A 19,507-nucleotide genomic window follows, 5' to 3' on the forward strand; every position below is an offset into this window, starting at 1 on the left:
CCGCATGATCAAAACCGCCAGCGCGCAAGCCCTGGCGGTTTTTTTTGCGCCGCGTTTGCGCTGCATCGAAAGTGTGTGTCGACGTGTGCATCGGCCTTGATACAGCGCGTATCGGCCGCTGCCGCTCCTTGTAGATTCGGAAAGGGAATCTTCCCCTGAACGAGTCTTCCAAGGAGATGCAGCATGCGCACATTCCGCGGGCTGGCCGCCGCCTTTCTGCTTGCCGTCGCGCCCGGTGCCTGGGCGCAGCTGGACAACGCACCGACGCCGGTGCCGCTGCCCATCCCCATCGCCGCTGCGTCCGCGGCCATGCCGGTGCAAGACCTCGACGCCTTGCGCGCCGTGCATGCGCGCGAAATCAATGACCTCAGCACCTTCAAGACGGCGGGCTTGCAGCGCGCAGCCATCGATCCCTATCTCGATAGTGGGCCAGGACAGCAATTCCTGCGCGAACTGCGCGCCGCCGATCCCGCCGCGCCGGCCGAGACGATTTATGCGCGCGCGATCGAGCAGCTGGCTTCCGGCAGCACCTTGCCCGACCTGCAGGCCATGTCGGCCGCGCTGGTCAAAATCGTGCCGCATGGCCAGAATGTGTCGCCGTATTCGCCATACTTCACCACCAGCGCGCAATTGCAGCTGGCATCCAGCCGCTGCACCACCCTGGCCGACTGTTTCGGCTTGCCCATGAAGAGCGAGGCGCCGCTGTATGATGTGTATCAGATCATGCCCAAGGGCGCCGTCAACGTGTTCGTCAGCCAGGTGGCGCCGACGGAAGAGCTGGGCGGGCTGGTGCGGCGCAAGGGTGGGGCGCAACAATATCTATTACCCAACCGCAGCCTGTGGTCGGCCCCCGTGCTGATCGGCACGATCAAGAATTGAGGAACGATGATGGATCAACAGAGCCTGCAAGCCCGTGCCGCCGAACTGGAACAAGTGCTGACCCGTCTGGCGCCCGCCGACGGGGAAGTGGCTGACCTGCGCAGCGCGCTCGAGCCGCTGCTGGCCCTGGCGGGCAGTGGGGGCTTGAGCGCACCGCTGCCGTGGGGCGATATCCCGGGCGGACGCTACTTCAACGAAGGCGGTCTGCGCCGCTATGCCGAGCTGGAGCAGGCATTTGCCCGTTTCCGCATCGAGGCCACGGGTGGCGACTCGCCGGCCCTGCGCAAGCTGCGCGGCGAGATATGATTAATATATGGTATCAATTGTTGTTTATGGGTAATTGACTGTCGGTATTGCTTGACGACAAAATCTTATTCCCCGACCATGGTGCATCCCTCCCGATTTCCTCTTTTTTATTGGATGCACCATGTTGTCCTCCCTTAAGGCGCGGCTGATCGCCATCGCCGTTTCCATCGTCGTGCTGGCCATGCTGGCCGTCGCCATCGCCAATTTCTTCACGACACGGTCCAGCACACTGGCCGCGCTCGACACGCAGATGCTGCAGTTGTCGCACAGCCACGCGCAAGCCATCGCCGAATGGCTGCGTTCCAAGCAGGCCGTCGTGGGCTCGCTCAAGCAGGGCGCCACGGCGGCCGATCCGCTGCCGGCCCTCAAGGCGGCCGAACAGGCGGGCACGTTCGACATGGCGTATATCGGCTTTGCCGACAAACACGCCGTGTTTTCGCAGGAGCGCAAGCGCGCCGCCGACTACGATCCCACGGCGCGGCCCTGGTACAAGCTGGCGTCCGAAGTGGGCGGCCCCATCATCACGGCGCCATACATCGGCGCCAGCACGGGCAAGCTGGTGGTGACGTTTGCCGAGCCGCTGGGCGGCAAGGGCAGCGTGACGGGCGTGATGGCGGCCGACGTGATGATGGATGCGGTGGTGCAAAACGTCGCCTCGATCAAGCCGACGGCGTCCAGCTATGCTTTCCTCGTCGATGGCGGCGGCAAGATCATCGCCCACCCGGACGGCAAGCTGACTCTGAAACCGCTGGCCGAACTGGACCCGGGCCTGAGCGCGCAGGCGCTGGCCGATATCGAAAAGAGCGGCGATGGCGCCGCCATTCGCCTCGGCGACCGCAACGGCATCTTGCATGTAAGCAAAGTGCCGGGCAGCGACTGGCTGCTGGCTACCGTGCTCGACCGCGCAGAAGCGACGCAGGCATTGAGCTCCATGCTGCGCGCCTCGGCCTTGACGGCCTTGCTGGTGCTGGCCCTGGCCGCCACGGTATTGAGCGTACTGGTGGCGCGCGCCTTGCGCCGCCTGGGCCTGGTACGCGATGCGATGGAAGCGATCGCCACGGGCGACGGCGACCTGACCAGCCGCCTCGACGCGGAAGGAACGGACGAGCTGGCGCAGATCGCCAAGGCATTCAACTTGTTCGTCGAAAAGATCGCCACCGTGCTGGTGCAGATCCGCAGCATCAGCACCCTGGTGCGCAGCGAATCGGCCGATATTGCCGCCGGTAATGCCGACCTGTCTTCGCGCACGGAAGCGCAGGCGGGCGCGCTGGAAGAAACAGCCAGCTCGATGGATGAGCTGACGTCGACCGTCAAGCAGAATGCGGAAAACGCACATGCAGCCAATGAGCTGGCCGTGTCCGCCTCGGAAGTGGCGGCCAAGGGCGGCCGCGTGGTGCAGCAAGTGGTGGGCACCATGGCCGGCATCCAGGAAAGCTCGCGCAAGATCGTCGACATCATCGGCGTGATCGACGGCATCGCTTTCCAGACGAATATCCTGGCCTTGAACGCGGCCGTCGAGGCGGCGCGCGCGGGCGAGCAGGGCAGGGGCTTTGCCGTGGTGGCGTCGGAAGTGCGCAATCTGGCGCAACGCTCCGCCGGCGCGGCGAAGGAAATCAAGGAATTGATCGGCGACTCGGTGGAGAAGGTCGATGCGGGCGGCCGCCTCGTCAATGAAGCAGGCCAGACCATGGACCAGGTGGTGGCGTCGGTGCAGCAATTGACGACCATCATGAGCGAGATCACGGTGGCCAGTCGCGAACAGAGTGCAGGCATCGGCGAGATCAATACGGCCGTCACGCACATGGATACCATGACGCAGCAAAACGCGGCCCTCGTCGAGCAAGCGGCCGCTGCCGCGGAAAGCTTGCAGGAGCAGGCCGTGGACCTGGCGCAAGCCGTCGGCATGTTCCGCCTGGGCGATGCTGGCCCTGCCGCGGCATCCGCGCCCGTGACGCGCCTCAAGGCGAAGCCTGCCGCTTCGGCTTCCGCGCCGCGCGCGCCGGCCCGCGCGCTGTCGCCGAGCAAGCCCGTCAAGGCGGCCAAGTCCGGCGCCGACGAGTGGGAAGAGTTTTAAGAAGACGCGTAGCGATCTGCACGTTCATCCGCGTTTTTGTCAGGCCAGCCTGCCAAAAATGCAGTTCGTCGCAATCGGCGTGTCTGCCGGGGGCGGTATGGCTATAGTGACACCATACCGCAAGCCCACTGCCAGACACCCGAGGAGAACAACATGAACGTCGCTAAAAACATGGAAGTCATTGCCGTTGCCGCCGCCATCCTGCTTGGCGCCAGCTGCTACGCCATCGCCCCGGCCGCCCCGGCCCTGCAAGTGGCCAGTTCCACGGCCACCCTGGCCGCACCAGCGGACAAGGCTGCCATGCAAGTGGTGGTCGTCAAGGCCAAGCGCCTGACCGCTACCGAAAAAGCTCGTTTTGCATAATTGATTGTCAGCCATTTTCGTCGCTGCTACAGTGGTGCTGCGCGAGCAATGCGGGCGCTCCAGGCGGGCGCCGCGACACATAAAAACAAGATACCGAGGATGCACTACATGAAAAAGATACTGCAATTGGCGCTGCTGTTCCTGGCGACATTGGGCCTGGTGCGCGGCGTGGCCGCCGAGACCCGCTTGCTGGAAATGCGCAACGTCGACGCCCGCGTGGTGCGCGTCAAGCTCGATGGCGTGATGGAAGTGCGTATTCGCCAGGGCAACGTGGCTTCGCTGAGCATCACGGCCGACAAGCGCTACATCGCCGATGTCAGCACGGCGCAAAGCGGCGACACCCTGCACATCGAAACGGAAGTGCGCGGCTTCAAGCTCGGCCCTTCGTCGATCCGCGCCGACCTGGTGCTGCCGAACTTGCGCGAACTGAGCTCGGAAGGCTTTGGCAGCACGGACATCACGGGCTTCAAGGGCGAGGAACTGACCCTGTCGCTGGAAGGGGCGGGCAGCATCAAGCTGGTGGGCGACTACCGCAAGCTCAATGCCAGCCTGGGCGGCGTGGGCAGCATGCAGATCTGGATAGGCAACAATGAGCGGGCGGAACTGGACTTGCAGGGCGCCGGTTCCGTGGTGCTGGGCGGACGCGGGCGTATCCTGAAAGCGAGCCTGGGCGGCCTGGGCAGCCTGAATGCGCAGCAGTTCGAAGTCGATGCCGTCAACCTGGAATTGAGCGGCCTGGGCAATGCCACGGTGAATGCCCATACGAATGCCAAGCTGAACCTGAGCGGACTCGGTTCGGTGGTGGTGTATGGCAAGCCGGCCAACCGCGATGTCAGCGTCGAGGGCCTGGGTAAAGTCAGCTGGAAGTAAACGCATCCTGCCGCAGGCTTTATTGGCAGAACAAGAATAAGTAGTCAGACCACATCCCATTCCGATGAAAAAACTGATCATTACATTACTCATGCTGTTGACGATACAGCTACCCGCGCGGGCTGGCTTCGTCGAAGGCGCCAGCGCCTACAACAACAAGAATTACGCGCTGGCCTACAAGGAAATCCTGCCACTGGCCAAGACCGGCAACGCCGATGCCCAGCACTTGCTGGGCTTGATGTATTACATGGGACGCGGCTTGCCGCAGGATTACAAGCAAGCCATGTTCTGGCACCGCAAGGCGGCCGACCAGGGCAAGGCCGACGCCCAGTATGTGGTGGGCGCCATGTATTACACGGGCAACGCCGTGCTGCAGGACCACAAGCAGGCCGTGGGCTGGTTCCGCAAGGCGGCCGAGCAGAACCACGCCGAGGCGCAGCAGGTGCTGGGCCTGATGTACCGCTATCACATGGGCGGCGTGCAGCAGGATAACGTTATCGCCTACATGCTGTGGAACCTGGCGGCCGCGAACGGCAACGCGAATGCGGCCGACCAGCGCGCCGCCGTGGTGCGCAAGATGACGCACGAGCAAGTCGAAGAAGGGCAAGCCCTGTCGGCGAAATGGAAGCCGGGCACGCCGCTGCCGCGCCAGTCGAAGACGGGCGGCGCCTAGGGCGGGAGGCTCCCTGCAAGGGTGGGCGGCTTGGCGTACAATCGCCGTTTTCTCTTGAAAGAGTCCCGCCATGCGTGCAGTTGCCATCAGCCAGCCAGGTCCCGCCGACGTTTTGCAGATCGCCGAACGTCCCGTCCCCGCCTTCAAAGCCGGTGAGCTGCTGATCAAGGTGCACGCGGCTGGCATCAACCGCCCCGACGTGCTGCAGCGCCTGGGCAAGTACGCGCCGCCAGCCGGCGCGTCCGATTTGCCGGGCCTGGAAGTAGCGGGTGAAGTCGTCGATGGCGATTTCACCAACACCGCATTCAAGAAGGGCGACCTGGTTTGCGCGCTGGTGCAGGGCGGCGGCTATGCCGAATACTGCGCCGCGCCCGCCGGCCAGTGCCTGCCCTTGCCGAAGGGCTTGACGGCGCTGGAAGGCGCGTCCCTGCCGGAAAACTTCTTTACCGTCTGGAGCAATGTCTTCGACCGCTGTGCGCTGGCCGATGGTGAAACGTTACTGGTGCAGGGCGGCACGTCCGGCATCGGCGTGACGGCCATTCAATTGGCCGCCGCGCTGGGTCACCGCGTGTTCGCCACGGCCGGCAGCGACGAAAAGGCGCGCGCCTGCGAAGCGCTGGGCGCCGAACGTGGCATCAATTACCGCACGGAAGATTTCGTTGCCGTCGTCAAGGAACTGACCGGCGGCAAGGGCGTCGACGTCATCCTGGACATGGTGGGCGGCGACTACTTGCCGCGCGAAATCGATTGCCTGGCCGACGATGGCCGCATCGGCCTGATCGCCGTGCAGGGTGGCACCAAGGCGGAACTGGACCTGGGTAGCTTGCTGCGCCGTCGCCTGACGGTGACGGGTTCCACCTTGCGTCCCCGTTCGGGCGCCTTCAAGGCGGCCATCGCGAATCATCTGCGCACGACCGTCTGGCCGCTGATCGAGGCGGGCAAGATCAAGCCCGTGATCTATAAAACCTTCCCATTGGAAAAGGCCAACGAGGCGCATGCCTTGATGGAGGCGAGCACGCACGTGGGCAAGATCATGTTGCAAGTTGTTTGAAACGGGGCACTGCCTGTTTGACCGGCATCGGTGCCGGAGTTAGAATGACGGGTTATTAGAATTTAGGCTACTATGCGTCGCAAACTCGTCGTCGGAAATTGGAAAATGAACGGCAGTCGCACCTCGAACGCGGTGTTATTGTCTGAAATAGTTGCTGGCCTGGCTGCCTCTGGCGCCGCCAGCGCCGTCTGTGTGCCTGCGCCGTATCTGGCGCAGTGCCAGGCGCAATTGGCAGGCACGGCTCTTGGCTGGGGTGCGCAGGATGTGTCCGCGCATGCCAGCGGCGCCTACACGGGAGAAATCTCGACCGCCATGCTGCAGGATTTCGGCTGCGGCTATGTGGTGATCGGGCATTCCGAACGCCGCGCCTACCATGGCGAGAGCGATGCGCAAGTGGCGGCCAAGACGGTTGCCGCGCTGGCGGCGGGCATCACGCCTATCGTCTGCATCGGCGAGACGCTGGCGCAGCGCGAAGCGGGTCAGACCGACGCGGTCGTGGCGCAGCAGCTGGGCGCCGTGCTGGCGGCGATTTCCGCCGACGACGTGGCGAAACTGGTGCTGGCCTATGAGCCGGTCTGGGCTATCGGCACGGGCAAGACGGCCACGCCGCAAATGGCGCAGGACGTGCATCAGGTATTGCGCGGCCAGCTGGCGGCAAAGAATGCGGTAGCAGCGACCGGCGTGCAAATCCTGTACGGCGGCAGCATGAAGCCGGAGAACGCAAAAGAATTGATGGCGATGCCGGATATCGATGGCGGTCTGATCGGTGGGGCAGCATTGAAGGCGGCGGATTTCCTGGCAATTATTCACGCCGCTGATTGAATTAATTTAAACTAAGAATGGAATTGCAATGAACATGATGTTCAATCTGGTAGTGGTAGTACAGGTTATTTCGGCATTGTCGATTATCGCGCTGGTGTTGTTGCAGCACGGTAAGGGCGCCGACATGGGCGCCGCCTTTGGTTCGGGCGCCTCGGGCAGCCTGTTCGGTGCGACGGGTTCGTCGAACTTCATGTCGAAATCGACGGGCGTTGCCGCCGCGATCTTCTTCGGCGCCACCCTGGCCCTGTCGCTGATGGCCAATCAGCGCGCCACGACGGTCGGCGGCGGCGTGATGGATAAAGTCGTCAAGCCAGTGCCGGTCACCGGCGCGGGCGCGATCCCGACGACGGTGCCTGCGGCAGCTCCGGCTGCCAGCGCTCCGGCAGCGGCGGCACCGGTTGCCAGCACCCCGGCCGGCGCGATTCCAAAGTAATTTTGTAGGAGCTCGATACCTCATCGAGAGTAATTCTCATTACGGGCAGATTATTGCTCAATGTTTCAGCAGCGCGGCAGGAAAAAATCGTGACGCGCTGGAAGATGTAAAAATTTATCGTTTTTATCTGTGTTTTGATGCATTTGTGCATTAACTTTAGCGGCAAAGCAGAGTAGAATACGGGCCTTACCGCCGACGTGGTGAAATTGGTAGACACGCTATCTTGAGGGGGTAGTGGCGAAAGCTGTACGAGTTCGAGTCTCGTCGTCGGCACCAGAAATCAGAAGCCAGCAACGGCGCACGAGCCATGGCTCGTACAAAGTTGCTGGCTTTTTTTACGAGGATGTGTCGTTCGATCCTGGTCTTAGCTTTGATTGGGGTCGTGCGTTAGATACGCTGCAAATGATCGCAGCGTCCTCATTTAACCGATCGTTCAATATAAGCTCATCAATCGTGAACCTCGAAAATTACTTCCCCGTCCTGCTGTTTATTATTATCGGCCTTGGTGTCGGTATCGCTCCCCAGCTCCTGGGGCGCCTGTTAGGTCCTAACAAGCCTGACGCAGCAAAACTCTCCCCGTACGAATGTGGCTTTGAAGCATTCGAAGACGCGCGCATGAAATTTGATGTGCGCTACTATCTGGTCGCAATCCTGTTTATTTTGTTCGATCTGGAAACGGCATTCTTTTTCCCATGGGGCGTTGCAATGCGCGACCTGGGCTGGGCCGGTTTCGTCACGATGATGGTGTTCATCGCTGAATTCGTGGTCGGATTTTGGTACATTTGGAAGAAAGGTGCCCTTGACTGGGAATAAGCCATGGCTATTGAAGGCGTATTAAGCGAAGGTTTCATCACCACCTCGGCCGACAAGCTGATCAACTGGGCGCGCACCGGGTCTATGTTCCCGATGACGTTCGGTCTGGCCTGCTGTGCGGTCGAAATGATGCATGTGGGCGCAGCCCGCTACGATATGGACCGTTTCGGCGTCGTGTTTCGTCCGTCGCCGCGTCAGTCCGACGTCATGATCGTTGCCGGCACCCTGTGCAACAAGATGGCGCCGGCCCTGCGCAAGGTCTACGACCAGATGGCAGAGCCACGCTGGGTCATCTCGATGGGTTCCTGCGCCAATGGCGGCGGGTACTACCATTACTCCTATTCCGTGGTGCGCGGTTGCGACCGCATCGTGCCCGTCGACGTGTATGTGCCTGGCTGTCCTCCGACCGCTGAAGCCTTGCTGTACGGCATCATGCAGTTGCAGAACAAGATCAAGCGTACCAGCACGATCGCACGCTAACCGGGCCGCTTCAGATTATGACAACACATTTAGAAGTATTGCAAAACGCCCTCGGCAATGCCCTGGGCGATCGCGTTAGCACGACGGTTGCGCTGGGCGAAGTCACCCTGGTCGTCAAGGCCGAGGACTACCTCGCCGTAATGCAGACCCTGCGCGACGATCCGACCCTGCATTTCGAGCAATTGCTCGACCTGTGCGGAGTCGACTACTCGACCTATGGCGATGGTAGCTGGGATGGCCTGCGTTTCGCGGCCGTCTCGCACTTGCTATCGGTCAAGCACAACTGGCGCGTGCGCGTGCGCGTGTTCGCGCCGGACGACGACATGCCGCTGCTGCCCTCCGTGGTGAGCATCTGGCGCGCCGTCAACTGGTACGAGCGCGAAGCGTTCGACCTGCTGGGCATCCTCTTCGAAGGCCACAACGACTTGCGCCGCCTGCTGACCGACTACGGTTTCATCGGCCATCCGTTCCGCAAGGATTTCCCCGTCTCCGGCTATGTCGAGATGCGTTACGATCCGGAACAAAAGCGCGTGATTTACCAGCCCGTGACGATCGAGCCGCGGGAAAACGTGCCGCGCGTGATCCGCGAAGAACATTACGGGATGAAATAATGGCTGAGATTAAGAACTACACCCTGAACTTTGGGCCACAGCATCCGGCCGCGCACGGTGTGCTGCGCCTGGTGCTGGAGATGGATGGCGAAGTCATCCAGCGCGCCGACCCGCATATCGGCCTGCTGCACCGCGCCACCGAAAAGCTGGCCGAACAGAAGACCTACCTGCAATCCGTGCCGTACATGGATCGTCTCGACTATGTGTCGATGATGTGCAATGAACACGCGTACGTGATGGCCATCGAAAAGATGCTGGGCCTGGAAGTGCCGCTGCGCGCGCAATACATCCGCGTCATGTTCGACGAGATGACGCGCATCCTGAATCACCTGATGTGGCTCGGCACCCACGCGCTGGACGTTGGCGCCATGGGCCCGTTCCTGTATTGCTTCCGCGACCGCGAAGACTTGTTCGACGCCTACGAGGCAGTATCGGGCGCGCGCATGCACGCGGCCTACTACCGTCCGGGCGGCGTGTACCGCGACCTGCCGGACGCGATGCCGCAGCACAAGGCGTCGATCATCCGCAACGCCAAGGCCATCGGCAAGCTGAACGAAAACCGCCAGGGTTCCCTGCTGGACTTCATCGAAGACTTCGCGCGCCGTTTCCCGAACTCGGTGGACGAGTACGAAACCCTGCTGACCGACAACCGTATCTGGAAACAGCGTACCGTCGGCATCGGCGTGGTCTCGCCGGAAGATGCGCTGGCCATGGGCTTTACGGGCGCCATGCTGCGCGGCTCGGGCGTGCAGTGGGACTTGCGCAAGAAACAGCCGTACGAAGTGTACGACCTGATGGATTTCGACATTCCTATCGGCACCAACGGCGATTGCTACGACCGCTACCTGGTCCGCGTGGAAGAGCTGCGCCAGTCGAACCGCATCATCAAGCAATGCGTGGAGTGGCTGCGCAACAATGAAGGTCCTGTCATGACCAGCAACCGCAAGGTGGCGCCTCCGGGCCGCGTCGACATGAAGACCAACATGGAGTCCTTGATTCACCACTTCAAGCTGTTTACGGAAGGTTTCCACGTGCCGCCAGGCGAGGCCTACAGCGCCGTGGAGCATCCGAAGGGCGAGTTCGGCGTGTACCTGGTGTCCGATGGCGCCAACAAGCCGTACCGCATGAAACTGCGCGCGCCAGACTACGCCCACTTGCAGTCGCTCGACGAAATGGCGCGTGGGCACATGCTTGCCGACGCCGTGACCATCATCGGGACGCAAGACATCGTGTTCGGCAGTATTGACCGCTAAGAGGCAAAAAGTATGTTGTTATCAGAGCAATGCTATAAGAAAATTGACCGCGAGCTGGCCAAGTACCCGGCCGACCAGCGTCAGTCGGCCGTCATGGCCGCGCTGGCCCATGCCCAGGATGAACTGGGCTGGCTGGCGCCGGAAACCATGAAGGAACTGGCCGATTACATCGGCATGCCGGCGATTGCCGTGCAGGAAGTGGCCACGTTCTACAATATGTACAACGTGAAACCCGTGGGCAAGCACAAGATCACCGTGTGCACCAACCTGCCATGCGCCTTGTCGGGCGGCGTGCGCGCTGCAGAGTACCTGAAGCAGAAACTGGGTATCGATTTCCGCGAAACCACCGCAGACGGCCAGTTCACCCTGGTTGAAGGCGAGTGCATGGGTGCTTGCGGCGATGCGCCTGTCTTGCTGGTCAGTAATAAAACCATGTGCAGCTGGATGTCGAACGAGAAAATCGACGCCATGCTGGAGGAACTCAAGAAATGACGTCACTCCACAACCGCCATATCGATCCATTGATCCTGAAGGATCTGGATGGCAAGAACTGGCATTTGCAAGATTATGTGAGCCGCGGCGGCTATAGCGCCCTGCGGCGTATCCTGGAAGAGAAAATCACGCCGGAACAGATCATCGCCGACCTCAAGGCTTCGTCCTTGCGCGGCCGTGGCGGCGCGGGTTTCCCTACCGGCTTGAAGTGGAGCTTCATGCCGCGCCAGTTCCCGGGCCAGAAATACCTCGTCTGCAATACAGATGAAGGCGAACCGGGCACTTTCAAGGACCGCGACATCATTCGTTACAATCCCCATGCCCTGATCGAAGGCATGGCCATTGGCGCTTATGCGATGGGCATCACCGTGGGCTACAACTATATCCACGGTGAAATCTTCCAGGAATACCTGCGTTTCGAAGAAGCGCTGGAAGAGGCGCGCGCCGCCGGCTTCCTGGGCGACAAGATCATGGGCAGCGAGTTCTCGTTCCAGTTGCACGCGCACCATGGTTATGGCGCCTACATCTGCGGCGAAGAAACGGCCCTGCTCGAATCGCTGGAAGGCAAGAAAGGCCAGCCGCGCTTCAAGCCGCCTTTCCCTGCCTCGTTTGGCCTGTACGGCAAGCCGACGACGATCAACAACACGGAAACCTTCGCGGCCGTGCCATTCGTGCTGAACATCGGTCCAGAGAAATACCTGGCGATGGGCAAGCCGAACAATGGCGGTTCGAAGATTTTCTCGATCTCGGGCGACGTGGAAAAACCGGGCAACTACGAAGTACCGCTCGGCACCCCGTTTGCGACCCTGCTGGAACTGGCAGGCGGCATGCGCGGTGGCAAAAAGATCAAGGCCGTGATCCCTGGCGGTTCGTCCGCCCCTGTGATCCGCGGCGACATCATGATGCAGACCGACCTGGACTACGACTCGATCGCGAAAGCCGGTTCGATGTTGGGTTCGGGCGCCGTCATCGTGATGGACGAAACACGCTGCATGGTAAAGGCGCTGGAACGCCTGTCCTACTTCTACTTTGAAGAATCGTGCGGCCAGTGTACGCCTTGCCGTGAAGGCACAGGCTGGATGTACCGCATGGTGCACCGCATCGAGCAGGGGCAGGGTCGTCCAGACGACCTGGACATGCTCAACTCGATCGCCGACAACATCCAGGGCCGCACCATTTGCGCGCTGGGCGATGCGGCTGCCATGCCGGTACGGGCCTTCATTAAGAATTTCCGTGAAGAATTTGAATATCATATCGAGCACAAGCATTGCTTAGTGCCCGCATATATCTAAGCTGCGTCAGGTAACGATCACCATGGTTGAAATCGAAATAGACGGCAAAAAAGTCGAAGTCCCTGCTGGTAGCATGGTGATGGACGCCGCCAACAAATTGGGAACCTACATTCCGCACTTCTGCTATCACAAGAAATTGTCGATCGCAGCGAACTGCCGCATGTGCCTGGTCGAAGTGGAAAAGGCGCCGAAGCCTTTGCCCGCTTGTGCGACCCCGGTCAGTGCCGGCATGATCGTGCGCTCCGCCAGCGATAAAGCTGTGCAGGCGCAAAAGTCGGTCATGGAATTCTTGCTGATTAACCACCCGCTCGATTGCCCGATCTGCGATCAGGGCGGCGAATGCCAGTTGCAAGACTTGGCAGTGGGCTACGGCAAGAGCGAATCGCGCTACAAGGAAGACAAGCGCGTCGTCACGCCGAAGGAAGCCGGTCCGCTGGTCTCCATGCAGGAAATGTCGCGCTGCATCCAGTGCACCCGCTGCGTACGCTTTGGTCAGGAAGTGGCCGGCGTGATGGAGCTGGGCATGATCGGCCGCGGCGAACACTCGGAAATCGTGTCGTTTGTCGGCCAGTCCGTCGACTCCGAACTGTCGGGCAACATGATCGACCTGTGCCCGGTTGGCGCACTGACCTCGAAGCCGTTCCGCTACAGCGCCCGTACGTGGGAACTGTCGCGCCGCAAATCGGTCAGCCCGCATGACGGCCTCGGTTCGAACCTGATCGTGCAAGTGAAAGCTGGCAAGGTCAAGCGCGTATTGCCGCTGGAAAACGAAGCCGTCAACGAGTGCTGGATCTCGGACAAGGACCGTTTCTCGTACGAAGCGCTGGACAGCGCCGAACGCCTGACTTCCCCGATGCTGAAACAAGGCAACGAGTGGAAGGAAGTCGATTGGCAGACCGCGCTGGAATACGTGGCGCACGGCCTGAAAAACATCAAGCACGAGCATGGCGCAGACGCCATCGCCGCGCTGGCAACGCCGCATTCGACCGTCGAAGAGCTGGTCCTGCTGCAGAAAGTGGCCAACGGTCTCGGTTCCGAGAACGTCGACTTCCGCCTGCGCCAGACCGACTTCGCGCTGGACGCTGGCGTCAAGCCATGGCTGGGCATGCCGATCAACGAATTTGGCCAGATCAAGCGCGCCTTCGTCATCGGCTCGTTCCTGCGCAAGGATCACCCATTGCTGGCCACGCGTTTGCGCGCGTCCGTCAAGGGCGGCGCCAAGCTGTCGATCCTGCACGCCTCCGACGATGATCAGCTGATCACCATCGCCAACAAGATGATTCTAGCGCCAAGCGATTGGCTGGCGGCCTTGTCGGAAGTGGTCGTCGCTGTTGCGAAAGCCAAAGAAATCGCCGCGCCAAGCGGTTTCGAAGCGGTTGCCGCTTCGGATGTGGCAGTGGCCATCGCCGCGAGCCTGATGGCTGGCGACAACGGCGCCGTGCTGCTGGGTAACGCGGCAACGCAACATCCCCAAGCGTCGCAACTGCATGCTGCCGCGCAATGGATCGCCGAACAGACGGGCGCCAAGCTCGGTTACCTGACGGAAGCGGCCAACACGGTTGGCGCGCACCTGGTCGCCAAGCCGCGCGCCAACGTGCAAGCAGCGTTTGCCGTACCGAAGAAAGCCTACGTGCTGCTGCACGCCGAGCCGGAACTCGATGCCGCCAATCCACAAGCGGCCCGCGCCGCCCTGGACGGCGCCGACATGGTCGTGGCCATGTCCGCCTTCAAGCACGGCATGGATTACGCCGATGTCTTGCTGCCGATCGCTCCGTTCGCGGAAACCTCGGGTACCTTCGTGAACTGCGAAGGCCGCGCGCAAAGCTTCAACGGCACCGTGAAACCGCTGGCGGAAACCCGTCCAGCCTGGAAAGTGCTGCGCGTCCTGGGCAACATCCTGGGCCTGGCCGGTTTCGACTACGACACTTCCGAAGCGATCCGCGACGAGGCGTTTGGCGCCGGCGTGACCGATCTGTCGGCACAGCTGAACAACATCGCCAAGAACGCGCCGGAAGCGGCAACGTACGCGCCGGCTTCGCCTGCGCTGCAACGCATCGCCGACGTGCCGATCTACTTTGCCGACGCGCTGGTACGCCGCTCCGAACCGTTGCAACGCACGGTCGATGGCGCCGCGCCGCAAGCACACCTGTCCGCCGAACTGGCTGGCAAGCTGGGCATCAAGGCGGGCGACAAGGTCAAAGTGGCGCAAGGCTCCGGCAGCGCCATCCTGGTGGCGGCAATTCACGCCGGCCTGCCAGCCAATGTGGTCAAGGTGTCGGCGGCGCATGCCTCGACGGCTGGCCTGGGCGGCATGTTCGGTGACATCACAGTTGAAACAGCAGAGGGGAAAATCTGATGGCTCTGCCTGAATTTGTAAACGTCATCAACAGCGGCGGCCAGGATTTGCTGGGCGGCTCGTGGCCGTTCTTCTGGACCCTGATCAAGATCCTGTGCGTGCTGCTGCCGCTGATGGGCCTGGTTGCTTACCTGACCTTGTGGGAGCGCAAGCTGATCGGCTGGATCCAGATCCGCGTCGGCCCGAACCGCGTGGGTCCATTGGGCTTGCTGCAGCCGATCGCCGATGCGCTGAAACTCTTGTTCAAAGAGATCATCATCCCGTCCAAGGCCGCCAAGGGCCTGTTCGTGATCGGCCCGATCATGACCATCATGCCGGCCCTGGCCGCCTGGTCGGTCGTGCCGTTCGGTCCGCAAGCCGTGCTGGCCAACGTCAACGCGGGCTTGCTGATGCTGCTGGCGATTACCTCGATGGAAGTCTACGGCATCATCATCGCCGGCTGGGCCTCGAACTCGAAGTACTCGTTCATGGGCGCCATGCGCGCTTCGGCGCAGATGATTTCGTATGAAATCCCGATGGGCTTCGTGATGGTCATCGTGCTGATGGTCTCGGGCAGCCTGAACTTCATCGACATCGTCGGCGGCCAGCAAATCGGCTACTTCGCCGACAAGGGCGTGAACTTCCTGTCGTGGAACTGGCTGCCGCTGCTGCCGATGTTCGTCATCTACATGGTGTCGGGCCTGGCTGAAGCCAACCGTCACCCGTTCGACGTCGTCGAAGGCGAGTCGGAAATCGTTGCCGGCCACATGGTCGAGTACTCGGGCATGGCCTACGCCATGTTCATGCTGGCCGAATACGCCAACATGATCCTGATCGGCGCGCTGACTTCGCTCATGTTCCTCGGTGGCTGGTCCGCACCATTTGCCTTCCTCGAGTTCTGGGGTGGTTTCGGCGGCTTCTTCTGGCTGTTCGCCAAGACCTTCTTCATCGTGTCGGTGTTTATCTGGGTGCGCGGTACTTTCCCACGCTACCGTTATGACCAGATCATGCGCCTCGGCTGGAAAGTGTTTATCCCGTTGACGCTGGTCTACCTGGTCTTCGTCGCTGCCTGGATGCAGACATCCTGGAATATTTGGAAGTAAGAGAGTGCATACGAATGGATAAGGTAAAAGATTTCTTCAGCAGCCTCTTGTTAGGCGAGCTGATCAAGGGCATGGCGCTGACAGGCAAGTACATGTTTTCGCGCAAGATCACGGTGCAATTCCCGGAAGAGAAGACACCGATCTCGCCGCGTTTCCGTGGCTTGCACGCGCTGCGCCGCTACCCGAACGGCGAGGAACGTTGCATCGCCTGCAAACTGTGCGAAGCGGTTTGCCCGGCGATGGCCATCACGATCGAATCGGAACAGCGTGACGACGGTTCGCGCCGCACCACGCGTTACGATATTGACTTGACCAAGTGCATCTTCTGCGGTTTCTGCGAAGAGTCATGCCCGGTCGATTCGATCGTCGAGACGCAAATCCTGGAATACCACGGCGAGAAACGCGGGGATTTGTATTACACGAAAGAGATGTTGCTGGCCGTAGGTGATCGTTATGAAAATGACATCGCCGCTGCGCGCGCCGCCGACGCACCTTATCGCTGATGGATGCGCCGTAGCCATTGGCTGCGGCGCGCCCCTCGTTCATCTGTACGTCTATTGGGTTTTTTATGGACTTTAAAACAATTTTGTTTTACGCCTTCGCACTGATCTTGATTCTGGCAGCGACGCGCGTCATCACGGCCCGTAATCCGGTCCACGCAGTACTGTTCCTGGTACTGTCCTTCTTTTCCGCAGCGGGCATCTGGATGCTGCTGCAAGCTGAATTCCTGGCCATCGTGCTGGTATTGGTGTACGTCGGCGCCGTGATGGTGCTGTTCCTCTTCGTGGTCATGATGCTCGATATCAATATCGACCGCATGCGCGAAGGCTTCTGGGGTTACCTGCCTTTGTCGGTGACGGTGGGCGTGATCATCGTGCTGGAAATGGCCGCTGTCCTGTGGCACGGTTTCCGCAACTTTGCGCCTAGCATCGCTCCGGTCAACGTCAACCTGGGCGGCACCAAGGAACTGGGCCTGCTGATCTACACGAAATACGTGTTTGCCTTCGAGATCGCTGCCGTCGTGTTGCTGGTGGCCATCGTTGCCGCGGTCGCGCTGACCTTGCGCAAACGCAAGGACACCAAGCATTTTGCTCCGGGCGATGCCGTGCGCGTCAAGCGCAACGACCGCCTGAAGATCATCAAGATGGACGCGGTTGTCGAGCGTCCTGCGGCTGAGCCGGAAGTTAAGGAGGCACCATGACATTATCGCTCACACATTTTTTGGTCCTGGGCGCGATCCTGTTCGCAATCTCGATCGTCGGTATTTTCCTGAACCGCAAGAACATCATCGTATTGCTGATGGCAATCGAATTGATGCTGCTGGCGGTGAATATGAATTTCATCGCGTTCTCCCATTTCATGGGCGACGCGGCCGGTCAGATCTTCGTTTTCTTCATCCTGACGGTTGCCGCCGCTGAGTCGGCTATCGGTCTGGCTATTCTGGTGGTGATGTTCCGTAATCTGGATACCATCAACGTCGAAGACCTGGACAGCCTCAAAGGCTGATGTTTTTCAGACTCGATCTCTCGAATAATAACGATTAAGGTTCATCATGGCGGGGCAACTCCTCAACCCTAACCTCCTTCTTGCCGTACCGCTGGCGCCGCTGGCCGGTGCCGCGATTGCAGGCTTGCTTGGCACCCAGTTCCTGGGTAATTTGGTCGGACGCAAGACGTCGCATACCGCGACGATCCTGGGCGTACTGATTGCGTTCATCCTGTCCGTGCAGACACTGCTGGCAGTGATGGATGGCGCGACATTCAATGGCACGATCTATAACTGGATGACGATCGGCACCCTGAAGATGGAAGTGGGCTTCCAGATCGATTCGCTGTCGGCGATGATGATGTGCGTGGTCACCTTCGTCTCCCTGATGGTGCACATCTACACGATCGGCTACATGAAGGACGACGAAGGCTACAACCGTTTCTTCGCCTACATCTCGCTGTTCACGTTCTCGATGCTGATGCTGGTCATGGCCAACAACTTCCTGCAACTGTTCTTCGGTTGGGAAGCCGTGGGCCTGGTCTCTTACCTGCTGATCGGTTTCTGGTACCAGCGTCCGACGGCCATCGTGGCCAACATGAAGGCGTTCCTCGTCAACCGCGTGGGCGACTTCGGCTTCATCCTGGGCATCGGCTTGCTGCTGGCTTACGCCGGCACCATGAACTACCAGGAAGTGTTCGCCAAGAAAGACGAACTGGCGCTGTTGAGCCTGCCAGGTACCGACTGGGCCCTGCTGACCGTTGCCTGCATCTGCCTGTTCATCGGCGCGATGGGCAAATCGGCGCAGTTCCCGCTGCACGTGTGGCTGCCTGATTCGATGGAAGGACCTACCCCGATCTCTGCACTGATTCACGCCGCGACGATGGTGACGGCCGGTATCTTCATGGTCTCGCGCATGTCGCCGCTGTTCGAACTGTCCGACACGGCACTGTCCTTCATCCTCGTGATCGGCTCCATCACGGCGCTGTTCATGGGCTTCCTGGGCATCATCCAGAACGACATCAAGCGCGTCGTCGCTTACTCGACCCTGTCGCAGCTCGGTTACATGACCGTGGCGCTCGGTTCGTCCGCATACTCCGTGGCCGTGTTCCACCTGATGACGCACGCATTCTTCAAGGCACTGCTGTTCCTGGGCGCCGGTTCCGTCATCATCGGCATGCACCACGATCAAGATATCCGCAACATGGGCGGCCTGCGCAAGTACATGCCGATCACGTGGATCACGTCGCTGGTCGGGTCGCTGGCCCTGATCGGCACGCCGCTGTTCTCCGGTTTCTACTCGAAAGACAGCATCATTGAAGCCGTCGAAGCGACGCATATCTGGGGCGCTGGCTTTGCCCAGTTCGCCGTGCTGGCTGGCGTGTTCGTCACCGCGTTCTACTCGTTCCGCATGTACTTCCTCGTCTTCCACGGCAAGGAACGTTTCGGCCAGGCGCATGCGCACGGTCACGACGACCATCACGCACCGAAAGCGGCCCATGGCGCGCACGGCGATGCACATGATGACCACCATGACGAAGAGGAAGACGACCACGCGCACCACGGTCTGGAACCTGGCCAGAAGCCGCACGAGTCCCCATTCGTCGTCTGGTTTCCGCTGGTGATGCTGGCGATCCCTTCGCTGATCATCGGCTACCTGACGATCGGCCCGATGCTGCATGGCGATTTCTTCAAGGGCGTGATTTTCGTTGGCGAAAACCATCCAGCAATGGAAGAGTTGTCGCATGAATTCCACGGCGCAATGGCGATGGCGATCCACGGACTGTCGACGGCACCGTTCTGGCTGGCATTGTCCGGCGTGGTGGCAGCCTACTACTGCTACATGGTCAACCCGCGTGTACCGGCCTGGTTCTTTGCCAAGTTCCACGCGATCCACACCCTGCTGGACAACAAGTACTACATGGACAAGTTCAATGAAGTCGTGTTCGCCGGCGGTGCCCGCTTGCTGGGTAATGGCCTGTGGAACTTCGGTGACAAGAAGCTGATCGACGGTTTCGTCGTCAATGGTAGCGCCAAGGTCGTCGCCTGGCTGTCCTCGCTGTCGCGAGTGCTGCAGACCGGCTACATCTATCACTATGCATTCGTGATGATCCTGGGCGTGCTGGGCTTCCTGATCTATTTCCTGCCATTCTGGCCCGCTAAGTAAGCTGA

The 19,507-nt window shown here is 60.7% G+C and carries 21 protein-coding genes and 1 tRNA gene; all 22 read left to right on the forward strand.

All coding sequences use genetic code 11. The features are described 5' to 3' along the window. Window positions 1–183 precede the first annotated feature (183 nt). The 22 genes from VM94_RS12795 to nuoL all read left to right on the forward strand — a co-directional run bounded on the left by VM94_RS12795 (window position 184) and on the right by nuoL (window position 19,502). Complete coding sequence (locus VM94_RS12795) at window positions 184–879, forward strand: hypothetical protein (protein WP_052755746.1); 696 nt, start codon at window positions 184–186, stop codon at window positions 877–879. Window positions 880–885: 6 nt separating this feature from the next. Beyond that, window positions 886–1,185, forward strand: coding sequence for a hypothetical protein (locus tag VM94_RS12800; protein WP_082127699.1), 300 nt, complete (start codon window positions 886–888; stop codon window positions 1,183–1,185). A 121-nt stretch (window positions 1,186–1,306) separates the two neighbouring features. Then, window positions 1,307–3,259: a methyl-accepting chemotaxis protein gene (locus tag VM94_RS12805; protein ID WP_046683849.1), complete on the forward strand. Its 1,953-nt coding sequence runs from the start codon at window positions 1,307–1,309 to the stop codon at window positions 3,257–3,259. Window positions 3,260–3,412: 153 nt separating this feature from the next. Further along, on the forward strand, window positions 3,413–3,622 hold the full coding sequence (locus VM94_RS12810) for a hypothetical protein (protein ID WP_046683850.1): 210 nt from the start codon (window positions 3,413–3,415) through the stop codon (window positions 3,620–3,622). Window positions 3,623–3,730: 108 nt separating this feature from the next. Continuing rightward, on the forward strand, window positions 3,731–4,492 hold the full coding sequence (locus tag VM94_RS12815; protein WP_046684565.1) for a GIN domain-containing protein: 762 nt from the start codon (window positions 3,731–3,733) through the stop codon (window positions 4,490–4,492). Between the two features lie 64 nt (window positions 4,493–4,556). After that, window positions 4,557–5,165: a tetratricopeptide repeat protein gene (locus VM94_RS12820; protein ID WP_046683851.1), complete on the forward strand. Its 609-nt coding sequence runs from the start codon at window positions 4,557–4,559 to the stop codon at window positions 5,163–5,165. Window positions 5,166–5,235: 70 nt separating this feature from the next. Next, entirely contained in the window at window positions 5,236–6,216 is a 981-nt protein-coding gene (locus VM94_RS12825) for an NAD(P)H-quinone oxidoreductase (RefSeq protein WP_046683852.1), read from the forward strand. 72 nt (window positions 6,217–6,288) lie between these two features. After that, on the forward strand, window positions 6,289–7,038 hold the full coding sequence (gene tpiA, locus VM94_RS12830) for a triose-phosphate isomerase (protein WP_082127700.1): 750 nt from the start codon (window positions 6,289–6,291) through the stop codon (window positions 7,036–7,038). Window positions 7,039–7,066: 28 nt separating this feature from the next. Then, window positions 7,067–7,471, forward strand: a complete 405-nt coding sequence (gene secG / locus VM94_RS12835; protein WP_034749996.1) for a preprotein translocase subunit SecG — start codon at window positions 7,067–7,069, stop codon at window positions 7,469–7,471. Window positions 7,472–7,662: 191 nt separating this feature from the next. Next, window positions 7,663–7,747: transfer RNA gene (locus VM94_RS12840), tRNA-Leu, on the forward strand. A gap of 177 nt (window positions 7,748–7,924) precedes the next feature. Beyond that, window positions 7,925–8,284, forward strand: a complete 360-nt coding sequence (locus VM94_RS12845) for an NADH-quinone oxidoreductase subunit A (RefSeq protein ID WP_010399734.1) — start codon at window positions 7,925–7,927, stop codon at window positions 8,282–8,284. A 3-nt stretch (window positions 8,285–8,287) separates the two neighbouring features. After that, window positions 8,288–8,764 carry a NuoB/complex I 20 kDa subunit family protein gene (locus VM94_RS12850; RefSeq protein ID WP_010399733.1) on the forward strand — a complete coding sequence of 159 codons (477 nt, stop codon included), beginning with the start codon at window positions 8,288–8,290 and terminating at the stop codon, window positions 8,762–8,764. Between the two features lie 17 nt (window positions 8,765–8,781). Continuing rightward, on the forward strand, window positions 8,782–9,375 hold the full coding sequence (locus VM94_RS12855; RefSeq protein ID WP_046683854.1) for an NADH-quinone oxidoreductase subunit C: 594 nt from the start codon (window positions 8,782–8,784) through the stop codon (window positions 9,373–9,375). Next, on the forward strand, window positions 9,375–10,628 hold the full coding sequence (locus VM94_RS12860) for an NADH-quinone oxidoreductase subunit D (protein ID WP_034749992.1): 1,254 nt from the start codon (window positions 9,375–9,377) through the stop codon (window positions 10,626–10,628). The genes VM94_RS12855 and VM94_RS12860 overlap by 1 nt, the downstream gene beginning before the upstream one ends. A gap of 12 nt (window positions 10,629–10,640) precedes the next feature. Beyond that, the gene (nuoE, locus tag VM94_RS12865; protein ID WP_035820520.1) at window positions 10,641–11,120 is read left to right on the forward strand and encodes an NADH-quinone oxidoreductase subunit NuoE; all 480 of its coding nucleotides are present in this window, start codon (window positions 10,641–10,643) and stop codon (window positions 11,118–11,120) included. Then, window positions 11,117–12,412, forward strand: a complete 1,296-nt coding sequence (gene nuoF / locus VM94_RS12870) for an NADH-quinone oxidoreductase subunit NuoF (RefSeq protein WP_046683855.1) — start codon at window positions 11,117–11,119, stop codon at window positions 12,410–12,412. The genes nuoE and nuoF overlap by 4 nt, the downstream gene beginning before the upstream one ends. A 22-nt stretch (window positions 12,413–12,434) precedes the next feature. Next, window positions 12,435–14,768 (forward strand): NADH-quinone oxidoreductase subunit NuoG, encoded by a 2,334-nt coding sequence (gene nuoG / locus VM94_RS12875; RefSeq protein ID WP_046683856.1) that lies wholly within the window; start codon window positions 12,435–12,437, stop codon window positions 14,766–14,768. After that, window positions 14,768–15,850 (forward strand): NADH-quinone oxidoreductase subunit NuoH, encoded by a 1,083-nt coding sequence (gene nuoH, locus VM94_RS12880; RefSeq protein WP_046683857.1) that lies wholly within the window; start codon window positions 14,768–14,770, stop codon window positions 15,848–15,850. Before nuoG ends, nuoH begins: the two co-directional genes overlap by 1 nt. 14 nt (window positions 15,851–15,864) lie before the next feature. Next, window positions 15,865–16,353, forward strand: a complete 489-nt coding sequence (nuoI, locus tag VM94_RS12885) for an NADH-quinone oxidoreductase subunit NuoI (protein WP_010399726.1) — start codon at window positions 15,865–15,867, stop codon at window positions 16,351–16,353. A gap of 65 nt (window positions 16,354–16,418) precedes the next feature. Next, window positions 16,419–17,051, forward strand: a complete 633-nt coding sequence (locus VM94_RS12890; RefSeq protein WP_034779507.1) for an NADH-quinone oxidoreductase subunit J — start codon at window positions 16,419–16,421, stop codon at window positions 17,049–17,051. Continuing rightward, complete coding sequence (gene nuoK / locus VM94_RS12895) at window positions 17,048–17,356, forward strand: NADH-quinone oxidoreductase subunit NuoK (RefSeq protein WP_010399724.1); 309 nt, start codon at window positions 17,048–17,050, stop codon at window positions 17,354–17,356. The genes VM94_RS12890 and nuoK overlap by 4 nt, the downstream gene beginning before the upstream one ends. A gap of 46 nt (window positions 17,357–17,402) precedes the next feature. Continuing rightward, window positions 17,403–19,502, forward strand: coding sequence for an NADH-quinone oxidoreductase subunit L (gene nuoL, locus VM94_RS12900; protein WP_046683858.1), 2,100 nt, complete (start codon window positions 17,403–17,405; stop codon window positions 19,500–19,502). Window positions 19,503–19,507: the final 5 nt, after the last annotated feature.

It is taken from the genome of Janthinobacterium sp. KBS0711, assembly GCF_000988085.1.
GTDB classification, from domain to species: domain Bacteria; phylum Pseudomonadota; class Gammaproteobacteria; order Burkholderiales; family Burkholderiaceae_D; genus Janthinobacterium; species Janthinobacterium lividum_E.

Coding starts and splice junctions, on each gene's coding strand:
- VM94_RS12795 (WP_052755746.1), top strand. CDS start 184: ATGCGCACATTCCGCGGGCTGGCCGCCGCCTTTCTGCTTGCCGTCGCG.
- VM94_RS12800 (WP_082127699.1), top strand. CDS start 886: ATGATGGATCAACAGAGCCTGCAAGCCCGTGCCGCCGAACTGGAACAA.
- VM94_RS12805 (WP_046683849.1), top strand. CDS start 1,307: ATGTTGTCCTCCCTTAAGGCGCGGCTGATCGCCATCGCCGTTTCCATC.
- VM94_RS12810 (WP_046683850.1), top strand. CDS start 3,413: ATGAACGTCGCTAAAAACATGGAAGTCATTGCCGTTGCCGCCGCCATC.
- VM94_RS12815 (WP_046684565.1), top strand. CDS start 3,731: ATGAAAAAGATACTGCAATTGGCGCTGCTGTTCCTGGCGACATTGGGC.
- VM94_RS12820 (WP_046683851.1), top strand. CDS start 4,557: ATGAAAAAACTGATCATTACATTACTCATGCTGTTGACGATACAGCTA.
- VM94_RS12825 (WP_046683852.1), top strand. CDS start 5,236: ATGCGTGCAGTTGCCATCAGCCAGCCAGGTCCCGCCGACGTTTTGCAG.
- tpiA (WP_082127700.1), top strand. CDS start 6,289: ATGCGTCGCAAACTCGTCGTCGGAAATTGGAAAATGAACGGCAGTCGC.
- secG (WP_034749996.1), top strand. CDS start 7,067: ATGAACATGATGTTCAATCTGGTAGTGGTAGTACAGGTTATTTCGGCA.
- VM94_RS12850 (WP_010399733.1), top strand. CDS start 8,288: ATGGCTATTGAAGGCGTATTAAGCGAAGGTTTCATCACCACCTCGGCC.
- VM94_RS12855 (WP_046683854.1), top strand. CDS start 8,782: ATGACAACACATTTAGAAGTATTGCAAAACGCCCTCGGCAATGCCCTG.
- VM94_RS12860 (WP_034749992.1), top strand. CDS start 9,375: ATGGCTGAGATTAAGAACTACACCCTGAACTTTGGGCCACAGCATCCG.
- nuoE (WP_035820520.1), top strand. CDS start 10,641: ATGTTGTTATCAGAGCAATGCTATAAGAAAATTGACCGCGAGCTGGCC.
- nuoF (WP_046683855.1), top strand. CDS start 11,117: ATGACGTCACTCCACAACCGCCATATCGATCCATTGATCCTGAAGGAT.
- nuoG (WP_046683856.1), top strand. CDS start 12,435: ATGGTTGAAATCGAAATAGACGGCAAAAAAGTCGAAGTCCCTGCTGGT.
- nuoH (WP_046683857.1), top strand. CDS start 14,768: ATGGCTCTGCCTGAATTTGTAAACGTCATCAACAGCGGCGGCCAGGAT.
- nuoI (WP_010399726.1), top strand. CDS start 15,865: ATGGATAAGGTAAAAGATTTCTTCAGCAGCCTCTTGTTAGGCGAGCTG.
- VM94_RS12890 (WP_034779507.1), top strand. CDS start 16,419: ATGGACTTTAAAACAATTTTGTTTTACGCCTTCGCACTGATCTTGATT.
- nuoK (WP_010399724.1), top strand. CDS start 17,048: ATGACATTATCGCTCACACATTTTTTGGTCCTGGGCGCGATCCTGTTC.
- nuoL (WP_046683858.1), top strand. CDS start 17,403: ATGGCGGGGCAACTCCTCAACCCTAACCTCCTTCTTGCCGTACCGCTG.